Genomic DNA, 18,984 nt, shown 5'->3' on the forward strand with positions numbered 1-18,984 from the left:
TGCGCACAACGTGCTCCTGCTCACATTCTGCTCCCGTTCCCATGTCTCACACCAGGGCAAACCTGTCACAACGGTCTCTCCCGTTGGCAGGCGGGGCGCAGAATGAGAGGCTCCGTGTTCTGCGTGTTCTCCGTGTTCCTTGTGTGTCTCGGTCTGTCTCGTCTCCTCGAGGAGAAGCCTTGCAACTGCGGCCTGGGAAGAGGGCGGCCGCCCTCGCGTTCGCGGTCGTCGCCGGAACCCTGGGCGCGGCGCCCGCCTCCGTGGCGGCGCCGCCCGTTCCCGGGACGACCACGTCTCCCGTACCCGACCGGGCCGAGACGGACCTGGCCGTCTGGCCCCGCCCGCACTCCCTGCGTGCGAACGGCGCCCCGGTCGCGGTGACCGACGAGGTCGTCCTGACCACCGACGCGACGGCCGACCCCCGCGCCCTCGACGTCCTGCGCACGCTGCTGCGGGAGGCCGGGGCGCGCCGGTTCACCGCCACCGGCGAACAGGCGCCCGCGGGGGCGCTCGTGGTGCGGGTGGGCGCGCAGCGGCCGACGGGCAACCCCCAGCACTCCCTCCCGTCCGGCGGCTACACACTGACCGTCGGCGACGGCACCGTCGCCCTCACCGGCGCCGGCGAGGACGGCCTGTTCCACGGCGTCCAGACGCTGCGCCAACTCCTGCGCCCGGACGGCAGCTTCACCGCGGTCGTCGTGCGCGACTGGCCGGGCACGGCGGTGCGCGGGATCACCGAGGGCTTCTACGGCACCCCGTGGACGCACGGACAGCGCCTGGCCCAGCTGGACTTCATGGGCCGCACCAAGCAGAACCGGTACCTGTACGCGCCCGGTGACGACCTGTACCGGCAGGCCCGCTGGCGCGAGCCGTACCCGGACCGGCGGCGCGCGGAGTTCCGGGAGCTGGCCGAGCGGGCCCGGGACAACCACGTCACGCTCGGCTGGGCGGTGGCGCCCGGCCAGGCCATGTGCTTCGCCTCGGACGACGATCTGCGCGCGCTGACGCGCAAGCTGGACGCGATGTGGGCGCTGGGCTTCCGCACCTTCCAACTGCAGTTCCAGGACGTCAGCTACAGCGAGTGGCACTGCGGCGCGGACGCCCGCCGCTTCGGCTCCGGTCCCGACGCGGCCGCGCGCGCCCAGGCGTACGTGGCGAACGAGGTGGCCCGACACCTGGCGCAGCGTCATCCCGGTTCCGCCGCACTGTCGTTGATGCCGACCGAGTACTACGAGGACGGGTCGACCGCGTACCGGCGGGCCCTCTCACAGGCTCTGGGCTCGGATGTCGAGGTGGCGTGGACCGGCGTCGGGGTGGTGCCGCGCACCATCTCGGGCGGCGATCTGGCGAAGGCGCGGGAGGTGTTCGGGCGCCCGCTGGTGACCATGGACAACTACCCGGTCAACGACTTCGCCCCCGGCCGGATCTTCCTCGGCCCCTACCAGGGCCGGGAACCCGCCGTCGCCGCCGGTTCGGCGGCCCTGCTCGCCAACGCGATGGAGCAGCCCGAGGCGTCCCGCATCCCGCTGTTCACCGCCGCCGACTTCGCCTGGAACCCGCGCGACTACCGCCCCCAGGAGTCCTGGCGGGCCGCGATCGCCGACCTCGCGGGCGGCGACGCCGAACTCGAGAAGTCCCTGTCCGCGCTGGCGGGCAACGACGCCTCCTCGGTGCTCGGCGCCGAGGAGTCGGCGTATCTGCGGCCGCTGCTGGCGGAGTTCTGGCGCACCCGCGCGACCGCCGGCACGGACGCGGGACGCGCGGCGGACGACCGGCTGCGCGCGGCCTTCACGGTGCTGCGCGAGCTGCCCGAGCGCCTGGCCGACACCCCGCGCTCCGCCGCCCTCGCCGCTGAAGTCGCGCCCTGGACCGGCCAGTTGGCCCGCTACGGCGAGGCCGGCGGCACCGCGCTGGAAATGCTGCGGGCGCAGGAGTCCGGCGACGCGGGCGCCGCCTGGACCGCGTACCGGAAGCTGGGCGAACAGCGGGCCGGCCTGAAGACGGCCCGGGTGACGGTCGGCAAGGGCGTCCTCGACCCGTTCCTGGACCGGGCGCGGGACGCGTACGAGGACTGGGCGGGCATCGACCGCAGGCCGACCGCCGGGTCCGGCGGCAGGACGGAGGACGGCGTCCTGCACCTGCCGCAGGTCCGCGACCTGAGCACGGTGACGGTGCTGGCCGAGCCCGGCACCACCGGCACGGCCGAGATCCACGTACCGGGCGCGGGCTGGCGCCGCCTCGGCCCGCTCTCCCCGTCCGGCGCCACCGAGTTCCGGGCGGACGGCCCGGCCGGCGCCGTGCGGATCACCGGCGCGGACGCCTCCCGGGTACGGCACGTCGTCCCATGGTTCACGGACGCGCCCGCCGCCACGCTGAAACTGCCGGACGCCCCCGCGGACACCGACATCGGCGGCACCCGGCGGCTGACGGCCACCCTCGGCTCGCTGCGCCCCGAGGAGGTGCGCGGCAAGGTGACCGTGGAGGCGCCGAAGGGCCTGAAGGTACGGGTTCCGAAGGAGACCCTGACCGTCCCGCGCGGCACGCCCGTTCAGGTGCCGGTCGAGGTGACGGTGGAGCCGGGGACACCGACCCGGTCGTACGAGGTCCGGATCGGCTTCGGCGGGGCGACCCACACGCTCACGGTGAACGCCGTCCCCCGCACCGCCGGCCCCGACCTGGCCCGCACCGGCCGGGCGAGCTCCTCGGCCGACGAGACACCCGACTTCCCGGCCTCGGCGGCCAACGACGGTGATCCGGAGACCCGTTGGTCGTCCCCGGCCGAGGACGACGCCTGGTGGCAGGTCGAACTGGAACGCCCGGTGCGGCTCGGGAAGGTCGCGCTGCACTGGCAGGACGCGCACCCGTCGGCGTACCGCGTCGAGGTCTCGGCGGACGGTCGCACTTGGCGCACGGCGGCCGCGGTGCCGGACAGCGGCGGTGGTCGCGAGACCGTCCGCATGGACGAACGCGACGTGCGCCACGTCCGCGTCCAGGGCGAGACCCGCGCCACCCGGTACGGCTATTCCCTGTGGTCGGCGGAGGCCTACGCGGTCGCGGACTGAGCCGACGGCGCCGCCGTCCGGCCGACCAGTCAGCCGGGCGGCGGCGCTTTTTCGTGCCCCACTATTCACTCAGTACATATACCTGGTGCATACTGATCTCCATGAGCACCCGTCACATCCTGCTGGGGCTGCTCGCCTCGGGGCCGAGCCATGGCTACGACCTCAAGCGACGCCACGACGAACGGTTCCCCGAGGCCCGCCCGCTGGCCTACGGCCAGGTCTACACGACCCTGCAACGCCTGGTCCGCGACGGCCTCGCCGAGGTCGACGGCACCGCGTCCGACGGCGGTCCGGAGCGCACGGCGTACCGCACGACGGACGAGGGGACGCGTGAACTGTCCCGCTGGGCCGAGGAGATCGCCCCGCCCGCACCCTTCGTGACCAACGAGATCTTCGCCAAGGTCGTGGTGTCGATCCTGTCCGGCGGCGACCCGGCCGCGTACCTGCGCGCCCAACGCGCCGCCCACATGCGGCGGATGCGGGAACTCACCGCGGTGAAGTCCGCGGGCGGCGCCGGTCCGGCGTCCGTACTCTCGGCGGACTATGCCCTCAACCACCTTGACGCCGACCTCCGTTGGATGACCACCACGGCGGCCCGGCTCACCACTCTGACCGCGGAGGTCGACGCAACGTGAGCAACCTGAGCAACGGGGACGACCAGCGGCCGACGGAGCCGCTGCTCGCGGCCCGCGGGCTGGTCAAGACACACGGCAGGACCCAGGCCCTGCGCGGCGCCTCCGTCGAGCTGCACACCGGCGAGATCCTCGCGGTGACCGGCGCCAGCGGCAGCGGCAAGTCGACGCTGCTGCACTGCCTCGCCGGGATCGTCCGTCCCGACGCCGGCTCGGTGACGTACGCCGGGCTGCGGCTGGAGGAGCTGCCGGAGAAGCGGCTGAGCGAGCTGCGCCGTACCGACTTCGGGGTGGTGTTCCAGTTCGGGCAGCTCGTGCCGGAACTGACCGCGCTCGACAACGTGGCGCTGCCGCTGATGCTGGCGGGCACCGACCGCACGGAGGCGCGGGAGCGGGCCGGTGAGTGGCTGGAGCGCTTCGGGGTGCGCGGGCAGGGGGACCTGCGGCCGGGCGAGATGAGCGGCGGGCAGGCCCAACGGGCGGCGCTGGCACGGGCCCTGGTCACCGGCCCGAAGGTGGTCTTCGCCGACGAGCCGACCGGCGCCCTGGACTCGCTCGCGGGCGAGCAGGCGATGACGGCCCTGGTGCACACGGCCCGCGAGGCGGGCACGGCGGTCCTGCTGATCACGCACGACGCCCAGGTGGCCGCGTACGCGGACCGCGAGGTGCAACTGCGCGACGGAACCGTGACCCCGCTGGAGGTGCCCGCGTGAGCACTTCACCCGCCGTGCCCTCTCTGCGCTCCGATCTCCGCCTGGCCTGGCAGCTCACCCGCGGGTCCGACCGGCGGGAGTGGTGGCGGATCCTGCTCACCGCGACCGGCGCGGCGCTCGCCACCGGATTCGCGCTCGCCGCCGGGATCCTGCTGTCGCTGGGCAACGGCTACTTCAGCGTGTCCGTCGCCGAGGGCCTGCTCAACGAGCCCGGAACGCGCGCCGGGGTGATTCTCGGCCTGCTGCTCCTGCTGATCCCGGTGCTCGGGTTCCTCGGGCAGTGCGCCCGCGTCGGCGCCGTGCACCGGGACCGGCGGCTGGCCGGGCTGCGACTGGCCGGGGCGACACCGTGGCAGGTGCGGCGGATCGCCGCGCTGGAGACCGGACTCGCCTGCCTGCTCGGTTCGGCGGTGGCGACCGTCTTCTCGGTGCTGCTCCTGCTGCGCCTGGGGGACCGTCCGACCGCGCTCACCTGGGCGGCGGTCGTCCTGGTCGCCGCGGCCGTGCCCGTGCTGGGCGCGCTGGCGAGCGTGCTGGCGCTGCGCCGCGTGGTGGCCTCGCCCCTGGGCTGGGTGCGCCGCGTGACGGGTGTCCGCTCGGCCCGCGGACCGGGCAGGCTGTTCCTGGGCTCGGCGGTCCTGGTGGCGGCGGTGGGCGTGCTGACCGGGATCTCCGACCGCGCACCGGCCGGCCGGGTGAACTGGCAGTTCCCGGTGACGGTGTTCGCCGCGCTGCTCACGGTCGGCGCGGGCTCGGTGTGGCTGGCCGGGGCCTCCTCCCGGCTGATGGGGCGGGTCCTCGCGGGCCGGGCCCGGTCGGCGGCCGTACTGATCGCGGCGGAACGTCTGCGTGCCGACCCGTGGGCGGCGTCCCGTACGCATGCGGCCATGCTGCTGGTGACGGTCGTCGGCACCGGGTTCATGGGGGTACGCCACGCGTTCCTCGCGGTACTGCACCGCGACCGGGCGACCCTGGGCGAGTCCATGTCGTACTACACGACGGGCCTGAACCTGACCGCCGCGGCGATCGCCGTGGCCCTGCTGATCACTCTGACCGGCCTCGCCGTCGGCACCGCCGAGTCCCTGGCCACCCGTCGGCGAGGGCTGGCCGCGCAGGTCGCGGCCGGTGTACCGCGCTCGGTACTGAACCGGGCGCTGCTCCTGGAGACCGCCCTCCCCCTGGCACCGTCCCTGCTCCTGGCGGGCCTGGGCGGCATGGCGGTCGGCATCGCCTACGGCACCCTGACGGCCATCCCGTCCCTCCCCTGGGCCGCCCTGCTGATCCCCCCGGCGGCCTACACGGCCTGCCTCCTGGCCTCGGCGACAGCCCTCCCCCTCCTCCACCGCTCGACCCACCCGACAGAACTGCGCCACGCCTGACCGACACACGGCCGGCCTCGGAGGAACGGGGGTCCCCCGAGGCCGGCCCCACCGGCAGTCAGGCCGGCGACGCGGTGAACGACTGCCGAGCCCACGCCCGGTCGGCGCACTGACCACGCGGTGAGGCTGGGAACCCCGGACCGGGAGCAAAACGGTGCACGCCGAGTGGGACGCCCCCAAGTCCCACCGAGCCCTGCCGACTCCCACGGAAAACGGGAAAACCGCGTGAGCGAAACCGGCAGAACGGAACCGGTCGACCCGTCACCCCACCCGATGCACCGACCGGCCCCCGGGCCTCAGGAAGTCGCCGATAAATAACTTCACGACCTGTGTGAGAACTTGCCGATGAGGTTGGCGAGGTCTGTAGCGGTGGGGTGGGACGGACAGTTCAGCCGAGGGCGCCCAAACCGGAGTCGTCTCGTGCAGGGCGGCGCCGACGGGTGAGTTGAGCGGTCCCGAAGTGGGCGGCGCCCCCTCGCTGCGCGGAGCCGCCGCCCACTGGTGTTGCCGTCAGATGGCTGTTACTCGACGCCGAGGATGCGCAGGCCGTGGTGGAGGCGGAAGTCCTCGTAGTCCTTGAGGTTGAGGGTGGCCAACGGCAGGTCGTAGGTGAGAGCGCTGGCGGCGATCCACATGTCGTTGGTGGGGCGGGGCCGACCCCGCTGTATCCCCGCCGCCGAGAGCCGCCCCCAAGTGGTGGCGACGGCCTCGTCGCCGGGCAGGACCGGAATGTCGGCGAGCCAGTCGGCGAGTTCCTGGCGGCTGCGGGTGCCCCAGTGACGGATCTCCATCCACTTGGTGAGCTCGCCGTAGGTCACGAAGGTGATCAGCGGCTTACGGCCGATGAGCCGGGTCGCCGGCGGGCCGGTCAGCTTGCGCTTGTGCAGCAGGGACGCGACGTCGGTGTCGAGGATGACGGGTTGCATGCGGGGGCCTCAGGCTGCGTCGCGGTGACGCTCGGCATACGTGAACGCGAGGAACTCTTCCAGTTCCTCGTCCGACTCGAACGTGTCGGCCGCGAGGTCGTCCAGAGAACGGATCGGCTGGGTGTTCTTCGCCGCCAGCATCTCCTCGACCGACAGGCGCGGTCTTGGCTGCGGGTAGCTGAAGCCTTCGGGGGCGGGCGTGCTCATCAGGACCTCCAGCAGGGCGGGGACCGGCTCCACGGCCAGCATACGGGCGCTCTCACCTGCTGACATCAGGTTTCGTCACAGCGAGCGAGTCCCCGAACGCACGTTCCGTGAAGTCCTCCGCCGAAGGGCGTCGGCATGGGTTCGCGCCTGTTCGTGCGGACGCGGGCCCGCATCTCCTCGCCTCGGAGCTGGGGCTGGTGAAGACCTCCAGCATCCGCGGTGCCGGGCGGCCCCGGCACCGCGAAAGCGAAGGCCCGGATCGGGTCGGGCCGGCCGGTCAGGCGGAGATGCCGTCCACGCGGGTCAGGCCGTCGATGCGGGCCATCGCGTCGTCCGCGCCGTACGGCTGGAGGTAGGGCAGCCAGCGTGGGTCGCGGTGGCCGGTGCCGATGATGCGCCAGGCCAGACCGGTGGGCGGGGCCGGTTTGTGGCGCAGCCGCCAGCCCAGCTCGAACAGGTGCCGGTCGGCCTTCACGTGGTTGCAGCGGCGGCAGGACGCCACCACGTTGTCCCAGACGTGCTTGCCCCCGCGGCTGCGCGGGATGACGTGGTCGACGCTGGTTGCGACGCCACCGCAGTACATGCACCGGCCCCCGTCGCGGGCGAACAGCGCGCGGCGGGTCAGTGGAACGGGCCCCCGGTAGGGGACCCGCACGAAGCGTTTGAGCCGGACCACGCTGGGTGCGGGGACTGTAACGGTCGCGCTGTGCAGGTAGGCGCCGGACTCCTCGAGGCACACGGCCTTGTTCTCGAGGACGAGGACGAGCGCGCGGCGGAGCGGTACGACGCCGAGTGGCTCGTACGACGCGTTGAGAACCAGGACATGCGGCACGGATGCCTCCTTGTACGCCGGCGACGCGTGGCTCGCGCCGGGACGATCCGTAGTCAGTCTCCCCTCATGCCTGGTCGTAGCGCCACCATGTCCCGGTAACGGGCTGAAAGTGTTTTCGACCACAGGCCCTCCGACCTCCGGGATCTTGGCCTGTTCAGGTGCGGGTGAGGGAGGTCTCTTCTTCACGTATCGTGCCGGTCCCCCCACAATGCACCGTTAGTGTGGTGCTTCTGCCCACACCGGTGACCTTTCCCTGACCTTTTCGTAACCTTGAAGACCTTGACCGCCGCACCGGGGGCAGAACCTGCACCTGGAGGTACCTGCCGTGTCCTTGCCCGCCGTCCTACTGGCCGAGGGGTCGTCGCCGACGCCCTCGGATTCCGGGACCCCGATGGTGCCCAGCCTCAAGGACGCCCACGAGAGCGCCACCAACGCCGCCGGCTGGGTGGAGGAGAACTGGACGACGTGGCTCGCGATCGGTCTCCGGGTCCTGCTCATCGTGGTGATCGCCACGGTACTGAGAGTGGTCGTGCGGCGGGCGATCACCAAGCTCGTCGACCGGATGTCGCGGACCGGCACGGCCGTGGACGGCACCGGTCTCGGGGGTCTGCTGGTCAACGCCGAGCGGCGGCGCCAGCGCTCGCAGGCGATCGGCTCGGTGCTGCGGTCGGTCGCGTCGTTCGTGATCCTCGGTACGGCCGCGCTGATGGTCCTGGGCACGTTCCAGATCAATCTGGCCCCGCTGCTGGCCTCGGCCGGTGTCGCCGGTGTCGCGATCGGTTTCGGTGCCCGCAACCTGGTCACGGACTTCCTCTCCGGCGTGTTCATGATCCTGGAGGACCAGTACGGCGTCGGTGACACCGTCGACGCGGGCGTCGCCTCCGGCGAGGTCATCGAGGTCGGTCTGCGGGTGACCAAGCTGCGCGGCGACCACGGCGAGATCTGGTACGTCCGCAACGGCGAGGTCAAGCGCATAGGCAACCTCTCCCAGGGCTGGGCGACCGCCAACGTGGACGTCACGGTCCGCTCGGACGAGGACCTCGACCAGGTGAAGGACACGCTCGTCGCCGTCGCGGAGAGGATGAGCAAGGAGGAGCCCTGGAACGAGCTCCTGTGGAGCTCCATCGAGGTCCTCGGCCTCGACTCCGTCCTGCTGGACTCGATGGTGGTCCGGGTCTCGGCGAAGACCATGCCCGGCAAGTCGCTGACCGTGGAGCGCGAGCTGCGCTGGCGCATCAAGCGGGCCTTCGACGCGGCCGGCATCCGCATCGTCGGCGGCGCCACGGCTCCGGTGGAGATGGAGGGCCCCGATCCGGCGGCGGCCGTCGCGCCCCCGTCCGCCTACGCGAGCAGCGTCTCGCCGCAGTCCGTCGCGGCGTCCCCGCTGCCCCCGCCGAACACCACCAAGTAGACCGGCGGCACGGAGCAGCACGGCGGAGGGCGGCACCCTGGAGTTCCGGGTGCCGCCCTCCGCCGTTCCCGCACCCGCACCCGCTCTGGTCATGACGCCCGTGATCCTGATATGCCTCTCGCCCAGAAGGCGTTCGCCGAACGTGTCACGTCCACCGGAGCAGAAGCAGAGGGTTGACGACAATGAAACTCACCGTGGTCGGGGGCGGTTCGACCTACACGCCCGAACTCGTAGACGGCTTCGCACGGTTGCGGGACACCCTGCCCGTCGAGGAGCTGGTCCTGGTCGATCCGGCCGCGGACCGGCTGGAGTTGGTGGGCGGGCTGGCCCGTCGCATCTTCGCCCGGCAGGGACATGCGGGACGTGTCGTCACCACCTCCGACCTGGACGCGGCCGTGGACGGCGCCGACGCGGTGCTGCTCCAGTTGCGGGTGGGCGGTCAGGCGGCCCGGCAGCAGGACGAGACCTGGCCGCTGGAGTGCGGCTGCGTCGGCCAGGAGACCACCGGCGCCGGCGGTCTCGCCAAGGCGCTGCGCACGGTCCCGGTGGTGCTCGACATCGCCGACCGGGTCCGGCGGAGCAACCCCGACGCCTGGATCATCGACTTCACCAACCCCGTCGGCATCGTCACCCGGGCACTGCTGCGGGCCGGGCACCGGGCGGTGGGTCTGTGCAACGTCGCCATCGGCCTCCAGCGCAGGTTCGCCGCCCGCCTCGGCACCGACCCCGCCGACCTCCACCTCGACCACGTGGGCCTGAACCACCTCACCTGGGAGACCGCGGTGCGCCGGGGCGGCCCCGACGGCGAGGACGTCCTGCCCGCCCTGCTGCGGGACCACGGCGACGCGATCGCCGCGGACCTCCGGCTGCCCCGCGCCGTCCTGGACCGCCTCGGTGTGGTCCCCTCGTACTACCTGCGCTACTACTACGCCCACGACGAGGTCGTACGGGACATGCGCACCAAGCCGTCCCGGGCCGCCGAGGTGGCCGCCATGGAACGCCGGCTGCTCGACCTCTACGCCGACCCCGCCCTCGACGAGAAGCCGGCCCTGCTGGCCGAGCGCGGCGGCGCCTACTACTCGGAGGCGGCCGTGGACCTGGCGGCGGCCCTGCTGCACGGCGCCGGCAGCCCGTACCAGGTGGTGAACGCCCGCAACGGCTCCACGCTCCCCTTCCTCCCCGAGGACGCGGTGATCGAGGTCCAGGCCGCCGTGGGCCCGAAGGGCGCGAGCCCGCTGCCCGTACCCCGGGTGGACCCCCTCTTCGCGGGCCTGATGGCGAACGTCACCGCCTACGAGGACCTCGCCCTCGAAGCGGCCCTGCGCGGCAGCCGCGAGCGGGTCTTCCGCGCCCTCCTCGCCCACCCGCTGATCGGCCAGTACGAGTACGCCGAGCGGCTCACCGACCAGCTCCTCGCGCACAACCGGGAGTACCTGACGTGGGCGTGACCGCGGGCGTCCTCGCCGTCGACGCCGGCAACAGCAAGACGGACGTCGCCGTGGTCGACCGGCACGGCGAGGTCCTGGCCACGGCCCGCGGCGCCGGTTTCCGGCCGCCCGCCGTCGGCGTGACGCCGGCCGTGGACGCCCTCGCCGAGGCCGTCGCCACCGCGTTCACCGCCGCCGGCGTCACCACCGTCTCCCATGTCTCGGCCTGTCTGGCCAACGCCGACCTCCCCGTGGAGGAGGAGCAGTTGACGGCGGCCCTGACGGCACGCGGCTGGGGCGCCACCGTGCAGGTCCGCAACGACACGTTCGCGATCCTGCGCGCCGGTGTCACCGAGCCCCGCGGGGTCGCCGTCGTCTGCGGCGCGGGCATCAACTGCGTCGGCATGCGCCCCGACGGACGTACCGCCCGCTTCCCGGCGCTCGGCCGCGTCTCCGGTGACTGGGGCGGCGGTTGGGCGTTGGCCGAGGAGGCCCTGTGGCACGCGGCCCGCGCCCAGGACGGCCGCGGCGCCGCCACCGCCCTCGCCGACACCCTCCCGGCCCACTTCGGCCTGTCCGGCATGCCGGCCCTCATCGAGGCCCTGCACCTGGGGCACCTCCCGTCGGCCCGCCGTCACGAACTCGCCCCGGTCCTGTTCGCCACGGCGGCGGAGGGCGACGCGGTCGCCGGAGCGATCGTCGAGCGCCAGGCCGAGGAGGTGGTGGCGATGGCCGTCGTGGCGCTGACCCGTCTGGACCTGCTCGCCGAGGAGACACCCGTCCTGCTGGGCGGCGGCGTCCTGGCCGCGCGGCACGCCCTGCTGGACGACCGGATCCGCGCCCTGCTCGCCGAGCGCGCCCCCAAGGCCGTCCCCCGAGTCGTCACCGCCGCACCGGTCCTGGGCGCGGCCCTGCTGGGCCTGGACCGCCTGGCGTCCCCGCCGGAGGCCCACGCCCGGCTGAGAGCCCGTTACGAGCGGCGTTAGGGACGGTGCGGCGGATTCCGGCGGGCCCCTCACGGGCGCCCGGAACCAACCGGATTCCACCGGCGTGTTCATGGGCAGGGGCCGTGCGGGGAGGCGGTCCGTGGGAAGGGCCGGGGCGCCGCGGCAGCCGGAACTCCCGGCGACCGTCCGGCAGTCGAACCGGCAGTCGAACCGGCGGGCGGACCGGCAGGCAGACCGGCGGGCGGATCGCAACCGAACCGACAGTCGGGTCGACGGACTGTCGGCCGGTCGGATCGGTGGACTGCCGACCGGTCGGATCGGCGGACTGTCGGATCGACAGAGGAACCGACGGGCGGTTCAAGATCACGCCAAAGCCGGTGCACACGCCGGTTTGTGCGGCGATACTTGGCGGGACGGATGACCACGGGGGAGGTCGAGTGACACACACGCCGAGCGGCAGCGCGGCACCGCCGGGCGGAGCCGCGCCCGCCATGCCCGCCGTACCGCCGCAGTCCGGGCCCGGCGGCGCGCCGGCGGTCCCCCGTCACGCGCCCGACGGCTCCCGGTCCCCCGCGCCCCGGCCGCCGGAAGCACCCCGGCGCACGGCGTTCGTCGAGGGCGCCGCGCGCCTGCGCGAGGCAGCCACCACCGAACCCGGCCGCCTGCGGATCATCGGCGCGGTCCTCGCCACCCTGGTCGTCGCCTTCGGCGCCGTCACCGCCTGGCAGATGACCGACAGGGCCGCGGCGGCCGACGCCGTCCTCACCAGCAGCCAGCCCCTCACCTCCGACGCCGCCGACATCTACCGCTCCCTCGCGGACGCCAACACCGCCGCCTCCAGCGGCTTCCTGGCCGGCGGTCAGGAGACCGCCGCGTCCCGGGACCGCTACGAGAAGGACATCCGCACCGCCGCCGCCAAACTGGTCAACGCCGCGGCCAACTCCGACCCCGACTCCTCGTCGGCGGCGACGATCGCCGAACTGAACCGGCTGCTGCCCGAGTACAAGGGCCTGGTGGAGCGCGCCCGCACCTACAACCGCCAGGGCTACCCCGTGGGCGGCGCCTATCTTCGGTACGCGAACGAGAAGATGCAGCAGGAGATGCTCCCGGCGGCGGAGGCCCTCTACAAGAAGGAGAACCAGCGCCTCCAGGCCGACTACGCGGACGCCACCCCGTACCCGTGGGCGGCCATCGCGCTCGGCACCGTCGCCCTCGCCGCGCTCGCCTGGACGCAGCGCCGCACCTACCTGCGCACCCACCGCGTGCTCAACCACGGCCTGGTCGCGGCCACGGCGGCGTCCGCGGTGGTCCTGCTCTGGCTGGTCGCCGGCCACAGCCTCGCCCGCTCGGGGCTGAACGACTCCTACGACCACGGCGTCCGCTCGCTCAACGTGCTGCACGACGCCCGGATCGCCTCCCTGAGGGCCCGGGGCAACGAGAACCTGACGCTGGTGTCGCGCGGCGCCGAGACCAAGAAGGTCGGCGACGAGACGTACGACGCCTACGACCACGACTTCGAACGCGACATGGACACCCTCGACAAGGGCCTGGCCCGGGCCGGAGAGCTCGCGGACGACAGCAGCGGCGAGAAGCCGGTCACCGCCGCCGTGAGCAACATGACGGAGTGGAAGAAGCGCCACGGGGCCGCCCGGGAGCAGGACGAGAACGGCAACTACCAGCAGGCGCTGGACCTGGTGATCGGCGGCAAGGGCGCGACCGGCGAGTGCTTCGACGGTGTCGACGACAGCCTGGCGGCCGCGCTCGCGCACGAGGAGGCCGAGTTCACGGAGGCGGCCGGCGGCGGCCGGGACGCGCTGAAGGGGCTGCCGGAGGGCGCGGCGGGCCTCACCGTGCTGGGCGCGGCCGGCGCGGTGCTGGGCATCGGCCGCAGGCTGTCGGAGTACCGGTGAAGGGGGGCGTGATGAGGAACGCGCGACGCCTGCGGGCCGGCCTGCGGGGCTGGGGCGGAGTGGGCGCGATGGCCACCGTGTGCGTGCTCGCGCTGATCTTCGCGCTGGTGCTGACCCGCGCCGGGTCCCCCGTCGCCAAGGCCCCGAAGGCCGCGGGGCACACCGTGACGAACGCCGTCGGTGCGGACGCGGACGCGGAGTGCACCGATCCGGAGAAGCAGACCCTGCCCCCCTCCGACGAGGACGGCGTCACCATCGACGCGATCAAGAACCGGCCGGGTGAGAAGCGCAAGCTGATCGTCGGCATCGACCAGAACAGCTACCGCTGGGGCTACCGGGACCCCAACGGCGGGGGCGGCGCACGGCTCGAGGGCTTCGACATCGACCTGGCGCACCGCATCGCCGAGGACATACTCGGCGACCGGGACGCGGTCCAGTTCAAGGCGATCCCCACCGACCAGCGCATCCCGGCGATCGAGGACGGCCGGGTCGACATGGTCGTCCGCACGATGACGATCAACTGTGAACGCCTCCAGGACGTGGCGTTCTCCGCCCCGTACTTCAGGACGGGGCAGCAGGTCCTGGCCCCGAAGGCGTCGTCGATCACGGGATACGACAAGACGCTCGCGGACCGGAGGATCTGCACGGCGGCCGGCTCCACCGCGTACGCGAAGCTGGAGGAGGACAAGGCTGCGGGCAGGCTCCCGAAGTCCACAGACATCCGCACCACCGTCCCCAACCAGCTCGACTGCCTGGTGCGGCTGCAGCTCGGCGAGGTCGACGCGGTGGTCACCGACGGCGCGCTCGCCGCCAGCCAGGCCGCCCAGGACCCGACGGTCGAACTCAAGGGCGACGCCTTCACGACCGAGTACTACGGCGTGGCGATGGAGAAGAACGCGAAGGACCTGCTGCGCCGGGTCAACCGGATCCTGGTGGACTTCCGCGAGGACACCGACGACGGGTGGCAGAAGGCGTACGAGACATGGCTGTCGGCGACACTGGGCAGTGATCCCGCGAAGTCGGAGCCACCCGCCCCGCAGTACCTGCGCACGAGCTGACCAGCCGTCAAGGACCGACCGCCGAAGACGAACCGCCAGAGACAGACCGTCAAGGACCGACCGTCAACGACCGACCCGCAGCGAAAGGTGACCGATGGGCGACACGGACCCCACCGGACCGGTGATGGACCGGGACGAGGTGGACCGTGCGCTCGCGCGGCTCGGCGCGGAGCACGAGGCGGTCGAGACCTCGCTTCTCGCCCTGCAGGACCACGCGGGCCGCAGGCTCCTGGAGGGTGCCCGCCTCACCGGCCGCACCGAGGAACGCTGGGCGGTCACCGAGGCGTCGATCACGCTGCTGTGGACGTACTTCGACGCGTACACGGGCGCCCTGCGCACCGCCCGCGAGATCCGTGCCCGGCGCCGCTGGTCCAGCCGTGAGGACCTGGTGGAGCTGACGGAGCTGCTGCGCGGCGAGTGCGTCACGGTCGCGGGCTCGGCCACCTCCACCGCCGCCGCGAACGCGCCGACGCTCCACGGCCGGCCGGGGAACCGGCTCAGCGAGCGCTACTCACTGGCCACACTGGTCGAGCGGATGAACGAGCTGTACGCGTCGTCGCTGGACATGGTCGTCGCCGCGGACGCGGTGTGGTCGGCGCTGCCCGCCCGGATCGATCTCCTGGCCGCCGAGCTCCGGCGCACCCGCCGGCTCGCGCACCCGGTCGGTGTGCGCCCCGGCGAGCATCCGGCGGGCGACGACCTGGAGCGGATCACCCACTCCCTGACCGCGCTGCGCGAGCAGGTGGTGTCCGACCCGCTGGCGTTCTGGAAGCCCGCGGAGGGGAGTTCGGCGCCGGGCGGCGGCAGACCGGACACGACGGTGTACGACCGCGAGGCACGGGCCCTGGAGGAGGTGCGCCGCGAGATCGACGCGGTGCTGGCGGTCCGTCAGGACTCCGAGAAGCGGATCGTGCGGCTGCGGGACGTCCTGTCGCGCGCCGACCGCACGCTCGCCGAGGCGCGCACCGCGCGCGGCGAGGTGCTCGCGAAGATCGCCGCGACGGAGGTGCCGGTCGTCAGCGGGCCGCCGACCGTGCTGCAGGAGCAGCTGGCGACGGCCGCCGAGTACCGCAGGAACGCCCAGTGGCACCGCCTGTCCCCGCTCCTGGAGTCCCTGGAGCAGAAGGCGGAGGACGAACTGGAGCGCGCCCGCGAGTCGTTGACCGCGGTCACCGCGCCGCTGGCGATCCGTGCCGAGCTGCGCGGCCGGCTCGACGCGTACCGGGCGAAGGTCGCCCGGCACGGCCTCGCGGAGGACGCCGTGCTGATCGAGCGGTACGAGAGGGCGCGCCGCATGCTGTGGAGCGCGCCCTGCGATCTGCGCGTCGCCCGGGAGGCGGTGCTGCGCTACCAGCACGCGGCCGCCGAACTCCTCGGCACCGCACCCCGGGTGCCCGGTCAGGGCACGCCCGAGGAGGGCGAAAGGCCCGGCGCATGAGCGACAACGGGGAGGCAGCGGCATGAGTCAGGCGGAGAACCGGACGCACAGCCAGGGGCGGAACGGGCGGGGAGCGCGGGCGGAACAGCGGGAGCCGCAGGCGCGGGCCGCCGCTGCCCGGGCCTGTCAGCGTCCCGGCTGCGAGGGTGCCTACGAGGACGTCGGCGGCGGCGAGCTGTACTGCGACACCTGCGGTCTGGCGCCGGTGGTGTCGCCGACGACGGGCATGGTCGGGTCGGTGCCGACCGGTCTCACCACCGGCGGCCGGGACTCGCGCGGCTCGGCCGGCGGTGATGGTTCCCGGCCCGGCGGCCGCGGTTCGCGTGCGTCGTCGCAGTCGTCGCAGTCATCGCGGTCGTCGCGGTCGTCGCGGTCGTCGCGGTCGTCGCGGTCGTCGCGGTCCCGGCGCTCGGTGTCCGGGCGGCTCTCCCGTTCCCTGCCGGGAGGCGGTGCCGAACGCTCGGTGTCGGTGCGCGGCTCCGGCTCGTCCACGGGCTCCTCCGGCCGCGGCCGGCTGGGCGCGGGGCTGGTCCAGGTCCCGCCGATCCCGCGCCCCGACCCGCGCGCGATGGTGCTGGACAACCCCGAGGTGCCCGAGCGGAAGCGATTCTGCTCCCGTTCGGACTGCGGGGCCCAGGTGGGCCGTGCGCGGGCCGACCGGCCGGGTCGTACGGAGGGCTTCTGCACCAAGTGCGGCCACCCGTACTCGTTCGTCCCGAAGCTGCGGGCCGGCGACGTGGTGCACGGCCAGTACGAGGTGGTCGGCTGTCTGGCGCACGGCGGACTGGGCTGGATCTACCTCGCCGTGGACCGGGCCGTCTCGGACCGCTGGGTGGTCCTCAAGGGCCTGCTGGACACGGGCGACCAGGACGCGATGGCCGCGGCGATCTCCGAGCGGCGCTTCCTCGCGGAGATCGAGCACGCCAACATCGTGCGGATCTACAACTTCGTGGAGCACCTCGACCAGCGCACCGGTTCCCTCGACGGCTACATCGTCATGGAGTACGTCGGCGGCAAGGCCCTGAAGGAGATCGCCAACGGACGCCGGACGCCGGACGGCAGACGGGACCCGCTGCCGGTGGAGCAGGCGTGCGCGTACGGCATCGAGGCGCTCGAGGCGCTGGGGCATCTGCACAGCCGCAACCTGCTGTACTGCGACTTCAAGGTCGACAACGCGATCCAGACCGAGGACGAGCTCAAGCTGATCGACATGGGCGCGGTGCGCAGGGCGGACGACGACGAGTCGGCCATCTACGGCACGGTCGGCTACCAGGCCCCCGAGGTCGCCGAGGTCGGCCCCTCGGTCGCCTCCGACCTCTACACGGTCGCCCGGACGCTCGCCGTCCTCACCTTCGACTTCCAGGGCTACACGAACGTCTACGCGGACTCGCTGCCCGACCCCGACCACATCGAGGTCTTCCGGCAGTACGAGTCGTTCTACCGGCTGCTGGTCCGCGCCACCGACCCCGACCCGGCCCGCAGGTTCGCCTCCGCGCAGGAGATGAGCGAGCAGCTCACCGGTGTCCTGCGCGAGGTCGTCTCGCTCCGGTCGGGCCGGGCCCGCCCCGCCCTGTCGACCCTGTTCGGCCCGGAACCGCGGGTGACGGACACGGAGTTGTTCCCCCGGTCGCGGGGCGACGTGTCCCGCCTCGGGGCGCGGGCGGTGCAGCGCGCCGGGTCACGGCGGGCGCCGGGACGGAAGCAGCTCGCCGAGGGGACCGCCACCGTCCCTTCCCCCACCACCGCCGCTTCCGGCCCGGCGGACATCGTCGAGCCCGTCGACGCTCCCGCGGCGGCCCTCTCCCTGCCCGTCCCGCACGTCGACCCCACCGACCCCAACGCCGGTTTCCTGGCGGGCCTGCTGGCCTCCGCGCCCGCCGAGCTGGTCCACGCCCTGGCGGCGGCGCCCGCGCCGTCGGCCGAGACCCGGCTGCGGCAGATCCGCGCCTGGTTGGAGACCGGCGAGTCGGACACCGCGCTGGACGCGCTGCGGGCCCTGGAGGAGCGGGACCCCGACGACTGGCGGGTGGTCTGGCACCGCGGGATCGCCGCCCTGGTCACCGGCGACCACGAGGGCGCCGCGCTCGCCTTCGACGCGATCTACGACGCCTTCCCCGGCGAGATCGCCCCCAAGCTGGCGCTCGGCCTGTGCGCGGAGGTGCTGGTCCAGCTCGACAACGCCGCCGAGTACTACCACCTGGTGTGGTCGACCGACCCGAGCCATGTGAGCGCGGCGTTCGGCCTGGCCCGCGTGCGGCTCGCCACCGGTGACCGGAGCGGCGCCGTACGGACGCTGGAGTCGGTGCCGGAGTCCTCCATCCACTACACGGCCGCGCGGGTGGCGGCCGTACGCGCCCGACTGCGGGGGCGGAGCGCCACCGCCGGTGACGTACCGTTCCTGGGCGACCTGAGTGCCGCCGCGTCCCAGGTCGAGGCCCTGGAGTCGTACGGTCTGGATCCGGCGCGCCGGGAGCAGTTGTCGGCCGAGGTCCTCGGCTGTGCGCTGGACTGGGTACTCTCCGGGGGCCAGGGTTCCGTTCCGCTTCCGGCCCCGCCGGGCCTGGGGAACCGAAACGCCGGCAGCGCTGCCGGGGGACGGACCCTGCTCGGCAGCGGACTGGACGAGCGGAACCTGCGCTTCGGGCTGGAGCGTTCGTACCGCACGCTGGCCCGGCTGGCGCGGAGCGGTGAGGAGAGGATCGACCTGGTGGAACGTGCCAACCGTTACCGCCCCCGGACATGGGTGTAGTTGATGTCGCAAATGCCTCAGCAGGCCGCTCTGTCGAAGTGCCCGAGCTGCGAGGAACCCCTCGAGTCGGGTGATCGTTTCTGCGGTGCGTGCGGATACGACCTGTCGGCGGTCCCGGCACCGCCGACGGACCATCCGACGATCGTCATGAACGGTTCGGTGCCCGCGCCGAGCCCGGCGGAGCGCGGGGCCGCGGTCCGGCCCCCGCAGACGCCCCCGGCGGCACCGCCGACACCGCCGGCCGGGCCGGGCCGGCCCGCCGCCGGTCCGGAGGGCTCCGGCGCCTTCGCCCC

15 protein-coding genes are annotated in these 18,984 nt (G+C 73.4%); 12 read left to right on the forward strand and 3 right to left on the reverse strand.

Annotation, left to right across the window (positions count from 1 at the left end):
- Nucleotides 1–179 precede the first annotated feature (179 nt).
- From JL475_RS13635 to JL475_RS13650, 4 genes are all read left to right on the forward strand, one after another.
- The gene (locus JL475_RS13635; RefSeq protein ID WP_202277850.1) at nucleotides 180–3,062 is read left to right on the forward strand and encodes a beta-N-acetylglucosaminidase domain-containing protein; all 2,883 of its coding nucleotides are present in this window, start codon (nucleotides 180–182) and stop codon (nucleotides 3,060–3,062) included.
- 101 nt (nucleotides 3,063–3,163) lie between these two features.
- Entirely contained in the window at nucleotides 3,164–3,697 is a 534-nt protein-coding gene (locus JL475_RS13640) for a PadR family transcriptional regulator (protein ID WP_202277851.1), read from the forward strand.
- The gene (locus JL475_RS13645; RefSeq protein WP_307825043.1) at nucleotides 3,694–4,407 is read left to right on the forward strand and encodes an ABC transporter ATP-binding protein; all 714 of its coding nucleotides are present in this window, start codon (nucleotides 3,694–3,696) and stop codon (nucleotides 4,405–4,407) included. The genes JL475_RS13640 and JL475_RS13645 overlap by 4 nt, the downstream gene beginning before the upstream one ends.
- 14 nt (nucleotides 4,408–4,421) lie before the next feature.
- The gene (locus JL475_RS13650) at nucleotides 4,422–5,786 is read left to right on the forward strand and encodes an FtsX-like permease family protein (protein WP_202277870.1); all 1,365 of its coding nucleotides are present in this window, start codon (nucleotides 4,422–4,424) and stop codon (nucleotides 5,784–5,786) included.
- Between the two features lie 521 nt (nucleotides 5,787–6,307).
- Here the strand turns inward: JL475_RS13650 and JL475_RS13655 are convergent.
- From JL475_RS13655 to JL475_RS13665, 3 genes are all read right to left on the reverse strand, one after another.
- Nucleotides 6,308–6,712 carry a type II toxin-antitoxin system VapC family toxin gene (locus tag JL475_RS13655; protein ID WP_202277852.1) on the reverse strand — a complete coding sequence of 135 codons (405 nt, stop codon included), beginning with the start codon at nucleotides 6,710–6,712 and terminating at the stop codon, nucleotides 6,308–6,310.
- Between the two features lie 9 nt (nucleotides 6,713–6,721).
- Entirely contained in the window at nucleotides 6,722–6,985 is a 264-nt protein-coding gene (locus tag JL475_RS13660; protein ID WP_237406995.1) for a hypothetical protein, read from the reverse strand.
- A 211-nt stretch (nucleotides 6,986–7,196) separates the two neighbouring features.
- The gene (locus JL475_RS13665; RefSeq protein WP_109379131.1) at nucleotides 7,197–7,751 is read right to left on the reverse strand and encodes an HNH endonuclease; all 555 of its coding nucleotides are present in this window, start codon (nucleotides 7,749–7,751) and stop codon (nucleotides 7,197–7,199) included.
- A 325-nt stretch (nucleotides 7,752–8,076) separates the two neighbouring features.
- On the opposite strand from JL475_RS13665, the gene JL475_RS13670 reads away from it, so the two are divergent.
- From JL475_RS13670 to JL475_RS13705, 8 genes are all read left to right on the forward strand, one after another.
- Nucleotides 8,077–9,162 carry a mechanosensitive ion channel family protein gene (locus tag JL475_RS13670; protein ID WP_307825044.1) on the forward strand — a complete coding sequence of 362 codons (1,086 nt, stop codon included), beginning with the start codon at nucleotides 8,077–8,079 and terminating at the stop codon, nucleotides 9,160–9,162.
- A gap of 182 nt (nucleotides 9,163–9,344) precedes the next feature.
- On the forward strand, nucleotides 9,345–10,610 hold the full coding sequence (locus JL475_RS13675; protein ID WP_202277853.1) for a 6-phospho-beta-glucosidase: 1,266 nt from the start codon (nucleotides 9,345–9,347) through the stop codon (nucleotides 10,608–10,610).
- A complete protein-coding gene (locus JL475_RS13680) occupies nucleotides 10,601–11,575 on the forward strand; it encodes an N-acetylglucosamine kinase (protein WP_202277854.1) in 975 nt (324 codons plus the stop codon). The genes JL475_RS13675 and JL475_RS13680 overlap by 10 nt, the downstream gene beginning before the upstream one ends.
- A 452-nt stretch (nucleotides 11,576–12,027) precedes the next feature.
- Nucleotides 12,028–13,446 (forward strand): hypothetical protein, encoded by a 1,419-nt coding sequence (locus JL475_RS13685; RefSeq protein WP_202277873.1) that lies wholly within the window; start codon nucleotides 12,028–12,030, stop codon nucleotides 13,444–13,446.
- Between the two features lie 11 nt (nucleotides 13,447–13,457).
- The gene (locus JL475_RS13690) at nucleotides 13,458–14,504 is read left to right on the forward strand and encodes a glutamate ABC transporter substrate-binding protein (protein WP_202277855.1); all 1,047 of its coding nucleotides are present in this window, start codon (nucleotides 13,458–13,460) and stop codon (nucleotides 14,502–14,504) included.
- Between the two features lie 94 nt (nucleotides 14,505–14,598).
- Nucleotides 14,599–15,942: a hypothetical protein gene (locus JL475_RS13695; RefSeq protein WP_202277856.1), complete on the forward strand. Its 1,344-nt coding sequence runs from the start codon at nucleotides 14,599–14,601 to the stop codon at nucleotides 15,940–15,942.
- A gap of 22 nt (nucleotides 15,943–15,964) precedes the next feature.
- Nucleotides 15,965–18,691, forward strand: coding sequence for a serine/threonine-protein kinase (locus JL475_RS13700; RefSeq protein WP_202277857.1), 2,727 nt, complete (start codon nucleotides 15,965–15,967; stop codon nucleotides 18,689–18,691).
- A gap of 3 nt (nucleotides 18,692–18,694) precedes the next feature.
- A partial coding sequence (locus JL475_RS13705; RefSeq protein ID WP_202277858.1) for a zinc ribbon domain-containing protein occupies nucleotides 18,695–18,984 on the forward strand: 290 nt, incomplete at its 3' end.

This window comes from Streptomyces sp. M2CJ-2 (assembly GCF_016757295.1).
In the GTDB taxonomy this organism is placed as follows: domain Bacteria; phylum Actinomycetota; class Actinomycetes; order Streptomycetales; family Streptomycetaceae; genus Streptomyces.

What these genes read in the sequence shown, in the direction of transcription:
- JL475_RS13640 (WP_202277851.1), top strand. Translation starts at nt 3,164, where the DNA reads ATGAGCACCCGTCACATCCTGCTGGGGCTGCTCGCCTCGGGGCCGAGC.
- JL475_RS13655 (WP_202277852.1), bottom strand. Translation starts at nt 6,712, where the DNA reads ATGCAACCCGTCATCCTCGACACCGACGTCGCGTCCCTGCTGCACAAG.
- JL475_RS13660 (WP_237406995.1), bottom strand. Translation starts at nt 6,985, where the DNA reads ATGTCAGCAGGTGAGAGCGCCCGTATGCTGGCCGTGGAGCCGGTCCCC.
- JL475_RS13675 (WP_202277853.1), top strand. Translation starts at nt 9,345, where the DNA reads ATGAAACTCACCGTGGTCGGGGGCGGTTCGACCTACACGCCCGAACTC.
- JL475_RS13685 (WP_202277873.1), top strand. Translation starts at nt 12,028, where the DNA reads ATGCCCGCCGTACCGCCGCAGTCCGGGCCCGGCGGCGCGCCGGCGGTC.
- JL475_RS13690 (WP_202277855.1), top strand. Translation starts at nt 13,458, where the DNA reads ATGAGGAACGCGCGACGCCTGCGGGCCGGCCTGCGGGGCTGGGGCGGA.
- JL475_RS13695 (WP_202277856.1), top strand. Translation starts at nt 14,599, where the DNA reads ATGGGCGACACGGACCCCACCGGACCGGTGATGGACCGGGACGAGGTG.
- JL475_RS13700 (WP_202277857.1), top strand. Translation starts at nt 15,965, where the DNA reads ATGAGTCAGGCGGAGAACCGGACGCACAGCCAGGGGCGGAACGGGCGG.